The organism is Streptomyces sp. NP-1717, from assembly GCF_022695985.1.
Taxonomy (GTDB): Bacteria; Actinomycetota; Actinomycetes; order Streptomycetales; family Streptomycetaceae; genus Streptomyces.
Map to the genome: position 1 here is coordinate 1 of NZ_JAAPBF010000325.1, position 5,986 is coordinate 5,986.

At 70.5% G+C, this 5,986-nt stretch carries 5 protein-coding genes; all 5 read left to right on the forward strand.

Annotation, left to right across the window (positions count from 1 at the left end; genetic code table 11):
• Nucleotides 1-59 precede the first annotated feature (59 nt).
• Nucleotides 60-1,349 (forward strand): extracellular solute-binding protein, encoded by a 1,290-nt coding sequence (locus GXP76_RS33405; RefSeq protein ID WP_242575372.1) that lies wholly within the window; start codon nucleotides 60-62, stop codon nucleotides 1,347-1,349.
• Between the two features lie 16 nt (nucleotides 1,350-1,365).
• Complete coding sequence (locus tag GXP76_RS33410) at nucleotides 1,366-2,340, forward strand: carbohydrate ABC transporter permease (RefSeq protein WP_242575373.1); 975 nt, start codon at nucleotides 1,366-1,368, stop codon at nucleotides 2,338-2,340.
• Nucleotides 2,337-3,200, forward strand: a complete 864-nt coding sequence (locus tag GXP76_RS33415; RefSeq protein ID WP_242575374.1) for a carbohydrate ABC transporter permease — start codon at nucleotides 2,337-2,339, stop codon at nucleotides 3,198-3,200. The genes GXP76_RS33410 and GXP76_RS33415 overlap by 4 nt, the downstream gene beginning before the upstream one ends.
• A gap of 90 nt (nucleotides 3,201-3,290) precedes the next feature.
• Nucleotides 3,291-4,760 carry a glycoside hydrolase family 3 N-terminal domain-containing protein gene (locus GXP76_RS33420; protein ID WP_242575375.1) on the forward strand — a complete coding sequence of 490 codons (1,470 nt, stop codon included), beginning with the start codon at nucleotides 3,291-3,293 and terminating at the stop codon, nucleotides 4,758-4,760.
• A complete protein-coding gene (gene nagA / locus GXP76_RS33425; protein ID WP_242575376.1) occupies nucleotides 4,757-5,944 on the forward strand; it encodes an N-acetylglucosamine-6-phosphate deacetylase in 1,188 nt (395 codons plus the stop codon). The genes GXP76_RS33420 and nagA overlap by 4 nt, the downstream gene beginning before the upstream one ends.
• The last annotated feature ends 42 nt before the right edge of the window (nucleotides 5,945-5,986 follow it).

Genomic DNA, 5,986 nt, shown 5'->3' on the forward strand with positions numbered 1-5,986 from the left:
GAAGAGCACAACGCCCCCCACACCAGGCACGACGAGCAGATGGCAGAAGGGTGACAACGATGAACCGATCACGGATCCGGTACGCGCTCACGGCGCTCCCGGTTCTCGCGCTCACGCTGACGGCGTGCGGCGGTGGCGGGGTGGCGAAGTCCGACTCCGACAACAAGCTGACGATCTGGATGATGACCGGCGGGCCCGGTGACAACCCGCTGATCAAGGAGGCGACGGCCCAGTTCCAGAAGGACCATCCGGACGTCGCGGTCGACATCGAGATCCAGCAGTGGGACGGCGTGGCCACCAAGATCACCACGGCGCTCGCCAGCGGCAACCCGCCGGACATCGTGGAGATGGGCAACACCCAGACCCCGTTGCAGACCTACTCCGGCTCTCTCGCCGACCTCACGGGGAGCAAGAAGACCTTCGAGGGCTCCGAGGGCTGGCTCAAGGGTCTCTCCGGCCCGTCCGAGTTCGACGGCAAGCTCTACGCCGTCCCGCTCTACGGCGGCACCAAGGTCGTCATGTACAACAAGAAGATGTTCGCGGACGCGGGCATCACCTCACCTCCGAAGACCCTCGCGGAGCTGCAGGAACACTGCGGCACGCTCGCCGACGCCAACAAGGGCACGGCCAACTTCTCCGGCTTCTACCTGCCGGGCCAGTACTGGTTCAACGGCATGCCCTTCCTCTTCGCCAAGGGCGGCAAGATCGCCTCGCAGAAGGACGGCAAGTGGCGGGCGGAGATGTCCTCCCCCGCCAACCAGGCCGGCCTCAAGGCGTGGAAGTCCTTCCAGAACACCTGCTCCACCCCGTCGTCCGTCGGCGTCAACACCGACAGCCCCGACCAGGACCAGCTGTTCGCCGACGGCAAGGCCGCCATGGCTTACGTCAAGGCGTGGGAGCCGGCCGCCGTCATCGAGAAGAACCCGGAGATGAAGGACAACATCGGCTTCTTCGCGATGCCCGGCTACACCGCCGACACCACGATGCCGGTGATCGTCTCCGGCTCGACCATCGGCATAGCCGCGGGCAGCCCCGACCGGGACCTGGCGGAGGACTGGCTGCGGATCGTCACCGGCGAGAAGTTCCAGCAGCGGATGGCGACGGAGCTGAATCTGCTGCCGATCTCACCGGCCTTCACCCCGGCGGGCGTACCCGAGCAGCTGACCGTCGCCTCGCAGGCCAGCAAGGTGAGCCAGCCGCTGCCCAACAGCCCCGGCGAGGCGACTCTGGAAACCGAGCGCTACAACGAGCAGTTCTTCTCCAAGATCGCGAGCGGTGCGGACATCGCCTCGTCGTCGGCCGCGTACGACAAGCACGCGACGGACGCCTTCAACTCGCTGAGCGACTGACACCCCTGGACGCCTGATGGCACTCACTGAGAAGCACCGTCCGGTGCGCGCACCGGACCGGGACCGCCGCACCGGGCCACCGGACGGGCGCCGCCGGGCGCGGCGGTCCCGGATGCTGCCGTGGGCGATGATCGCCCCGGCGCTGGCCGCGCTCCTGCTGATCCAGGGCTATCCCCTGCTTCGGCTGCTGACCCTGTCGACGCGGGAGTTCGGCCCCCGGTCGCTGTTCACGGGGCAGTCGGACTTCATCGGACTGGACAACTTCACGCGGATCTTCACGGACGCCGACTTCCTGGCCGTCCTGCTGCGGACCGTGGTCTTCACGCTGGTGTGCGTGACGCTGCTCATGGTGCTGGGATTCCTCATCTCGCACCTGCTGATGGGTGTCTCGCCGTGGGCCCGTGTGGTCCTCACCGTGTGCCTGGTGCTGGTGTGGGCGATGCCCATGGTGGCGGCGACCCTGGTCTGGCAGTGGATGTTCCAGCCGCAGTACGGCGTCTCCAACTGGCTGCTCACCCAGCTGCGGGTCTTCGGCGACATGTCGGTCCACGACTGGTTCTCCCACCCCACACAGGCGCTCGCCCTGATCATCCTGCTGACGGTCTGGAAGGGGCTGCCGTTCGTGGCGCTGACCCTGTTCGCCGCGCGCGGGCAGATACCCGAGTCGCTGTACGAGGCGGCACGTCTCGACGGTGCGGGCACGCTCCAGATGTTCCGCCACATCACCATCCCGATCATGCGGCCCGTCCTCGCGATCCTCACCATCCTCGAAGTGATCTGGTCGGTGAACTCGTTCACCCCGATCTGGGTGCTGACCCAGGGCGGTCCCGACGGGGCGACCACCACGCTCGGCGTGTACGCGTACATCACCGCGTTCAGCCGCAACGAGTACGGGAGCGGCGCGTCGGTCGCGGTGGTGACCGTGCTGATCCTCGCCCTGTTCTCCGTCGCGTACGTCCGCAGGCTGTCCCGGCAGGGAGATGTCGTATGAGCACCCGCACCACGTCATCGCCCTCGCGGCGCACACCCGCGCGCCGCAGGCGCACCGTCAACAACGTCATCGCGACGGCGGTGTCCGCGGTGATGGTGTTCCCCGTCTACTGGATGGTGGCCACCGCGCTCAAGGAGCGGTCCGACATCCTCAGCGCCGTACCGAAGTTCGTCCCCTGGCCGATCAGCCTGGAGAACTTCGTCCGGGCGCTGGACAGGCCCGGCTTCTGGACGTTCGTCCGCAACTCCCTGACGGTCACGGTGTCCTCGGTCGTCCTCTCGCTGGTCATCTCGCTCTTCGCGGCGATAGCGATCGCGCGGTTCCGGTTCGCCGGCCGCAAGGCGGTGCTGATCATCCTGGTGCTGGTGCAGATGGTCCCGGCGGCGGCCATGGTCATCCCGGTGTATCTGATGCTCCGGTCCGTCGGCGGGCTGGACTTCCTGCCGGGGCTCGTCCTCACATACATGACCTTCGTGCTGCCGTTCACGATCTGGACGCTGCGCGGGTTCGTGGACGGTGTCCCCGTCGAGCTGGAGGAGGCCGCGCTGGTCGACGGGTGCGGTCGGTTCCAGATGTACGTACGGGTGCTGCTGCCCCTGCTGATGCCCGGCATCGTGGCGACGTCGATCTTCGCCTTCGTCAACGCGTGGGACGACTACATCTTCGCCTACGTGATCATGAAATCGCAGGACAACTACACGCTGCCGGTCTGGCTCGTGTCGTTCAAGACGTCCGAGAGCGTCGACTACGGCGCGATGATCGCGGCGTCGACCATCTTCTCCATTCCCGTACTCGTCTTCTTCCTGCTGGTGCAGCGCCGTCTCGTGGGCGGCATGACCAGCGGCGCGGTCAAGGGCTGAACCCGGGGCGCCGCGCCCCTCGCGGCGCCCCGTTGCCCCGTACGACCGCACGACCGCACGAAGACCAATCGCAAGGTGAGGAATCGAATCATGACCGAGCTGTCCCGGCTCGCCCACGGCGTGCTGTTCCCCGCGCTCGGACGCAGGACCGTCCCCCGGTGGGCGCGCGCCCGGGTCGCGAGAGGACTCGGCGGCTTCGTCCTGTTCGGCAAGGACATCGCGTCCGGCGAACAGGTACGGGAGCTGACCGCCGCGCTGCACGGCCTCCGTGACCATGTACTGCTCTCCGTCGACGAGGAGGGCGGCGACGTCAACCGCCTGGAGGACCACGGCGGTACGTCCGTTCCGGGCAATCACGCCCTCGGCCGCCTCGACGATCCCGAGCGCACCCGCGAGTCCGCCTACCAGCTCGGACTCTCCCTGGTCGAGGCCGGTATCGACTGGGATCTGGCGCCCGCCGTCGACGCGGCCGTCAACCCCCTCTCCCCCAACGGCATCCGCACCTTCGGCGCCGACCGCGCGCTGGTCGCCAAACACGCGGCCGCGTGGGTGGAGGGACTTCAGGCCGCCGGCGTGAGCGCCTGCGCCAAGCACTTCCCCGGCCACGGCCTCAGCTCCACCGACGCCCACCTCGGCACGCCCACGGTGGACCTGTCCCGGCAGGAGCTGGTGGACCACTACCTCGACCCGTTCCGCGCGGCCATCGCCGCCGGCGTCGACAGCATCATGGTGTCGCACGTCCACCTCAGCCAACTGGACGACGTGCCCGCCACCATCAGCCCCGCCGTGCTGACCGGGCTGCTCCGCGAGGAGCTGGGCTTCGACGGCGTCGTCATCACGGACGCGCTGGAGATGCGGGGCATCGCCGATGTGGCGAGCCTGCCCGAAGCCGCCGTACGGGCGATCGCGGCCGGCGCGGACGCGCTGTGCCTGGGCGCGTGGGCGTTCGGGGACGACGTGGACGCCGCCGCGGCGGCGCTGGTGGCCGCCGTGGAGAACGGCACCCTGCCCGAGGAGCGGCTCCGCGAGGCGAACACCCGTCTCGCCAAGCTCGGCACCCGGCCGCGCGCCACCGGTGTCCCGCACGACGACACGGTCGGCGAACAGCTCGCGAGGGACGTCCTGGAGGTGAGCGGCGACGCGGTACTCAGGGGACGCCGCGCCCTGGTCGTACGGCTCGACCCGACGCATTCGCCCGCGCAGGGCGGCGCCTCCTGGGGCGTGGAGGCGCCGCTGCGCGCGGCGGGCATCGACGTCGAGGCGCTCGCGGTGGCGGGCGACACCTACAACGCCGAGGGCATGATCAAGGCCGAAGTCGGCCTGTACCTGGACGAGTTCGGGCCGGACGCCGATGTGGTGCTGCTGGTGCGCAGCTCGCACCGGTTCCCCTGGCAGCGGCCGGTCCTGGACGAATTGCTGGAGCGGTACCCCGGTTGCGTAGTGGTCGACATGGGGGTGCCCGGCGACGATTTCGGCGGTTTCCGGGGCTGGGTGCGCACCTTCGGCGCCTCGCGGGTCTGCGCGCGGGCCGCGGTGGACGCGCTGCTGGGCGCGCGGTGACGGCGGGCCGTCCGGCACGGCCGCCCGGGGGCGGGGCCGAGGGCGGACGGCTGTTCGCCGGCGGCAGGTTCGCGACGCCGGACGCCGGTGTCGTGGACGGGTGGCTGCTCGTACGCGACGGGCGTATCCACTCGCTCGGGACCGGCGACCCGCCCGGCGGGCCGGACATCGCGGTGGATCTGGACGGGCGGCTCGTCGTGCCCGGGTTCGTGGACCCGCACTGCCACGGCGGGGCCGGGCACTCGGTGTACACGGGGGACCCCGCAGCCGTACGGGGGGCGGCGGCGGGTCATCTCGCGCGGGGTACGACCAGCATGCTGGCGTCCGTGGCGACGGTCGAACCGGCCGCGATGGAAGAGGCCGTACGTACCGTCGCGTCCGTCATCGACGACGGGTCCGCGCCCAACCTGGTCGGCGTCCACTTCGAGGGGCCGTTCCTGTCACCCGCCCGGCGCGGCGCGCAGACCCGCACCGCGCTGCGCGCCCCCGACCCGGAGCTGATGGAGCGGCTGCTGGACGCGGCGGGCGGGCACGCCGTGTCGATGACCGTGGCACCGGAACTGCCGGGCGCGCCGGAACTGATCCGGCGGTACGCGGACGCACTGGTGTGCTGTCTGGGTCACACCGACGCGGACGCGGCCGGGTTCGCGCGGGCCGCCGATCTCGGTGCGCGCGCGGTGACACACCTGTTCAACGCGATGCCCCCGCTGCACCACCGGGAGCCGGGGCCGGTCGCCGCCGCGCTGCTCGACCCCCGGCTGGTCTGCGAACTCGTCCTGGACGGGCACCACTTGGCCGACGACACCGTACGCCTCGCGCACCGGGTCGCGGGCCCCGACCGGCTCGCGCTGGTCAGCGACGCGATGCCGGCGGCGGGCATGCCGGACGGGGACTACGCGTTCGCGGACCGCGAGGTGACCGTCACGGAAGGGGTGGCCAGACTGCGCGGCACCGACACCCTCGCCGGGTCGACGCTGTTCGTGGCGGAGGCGTTCCGCAGGGCCGTGACCTCGGTGGGGATCCCGCTGCCGGACGCCGTCCGGATGACGTCGGGCACGGCGGCCCGTCTGCTCGGCCTGCGCGACCGGGGCGAACTGCGCCCCGGACTGCGCGCGGACTTGGTCGAGTTGGACCCGTCCCTGCGCCCGGCCCGGGTGTGGCTCGGGGGCGTGCCGGTGGGCTGAGCGGGACGGACACCCCGGAGGCCGCCGAGTTGTGAAGGACCG